Raw genomic sequence first — 233 nt, 5'->3', positions numbered from 1 at the left:
CCGCCGCCTCTGGCCGGCCGCCTGGCCCGACGCCTTGGTCGGCGCCTCCACCACCAGCCTCAACGCCCGCACCGCCGGGATGAACATCCTCCCGGTCTACGGCTTCCCGCGGGCGATGGCGTTCTTCACGGTGCTCCTGATGGCCGTCGGCGCCTCGCCGGGCGGCACCGGGGGCGGGCTGAAGACCACGACCCTGTGGGAACTGTTCCGCGCCCCGCGGCGGGTCCTCACGG

The 233-nt window shown here is 75.1% G+C and carries 1 protein-coding gene; it reads left to right on the top strand.

Annotated features, from left to right (window positions below; genetic code table 11):
• Nucleotides 1-233 (top strand): potassium transporter TrkG (locus SAZ04_RS23075; RefSeq protein ID WP_332700143.1); only part of this gene is annotated, 233 nt, incomplete at both ends.

This window comes from Halalkalibacter lacteus, from assembly GCF_036663595.1.
GTDB lineage: Bacteria > Bacillota > Bacilli > Bacillales > Bacillaceae_D > Halalkalibacter > Halalkalibacter lacteus.
This window is presented reverse-complemented; position numbering and strand designations above follow the sequence as displayed.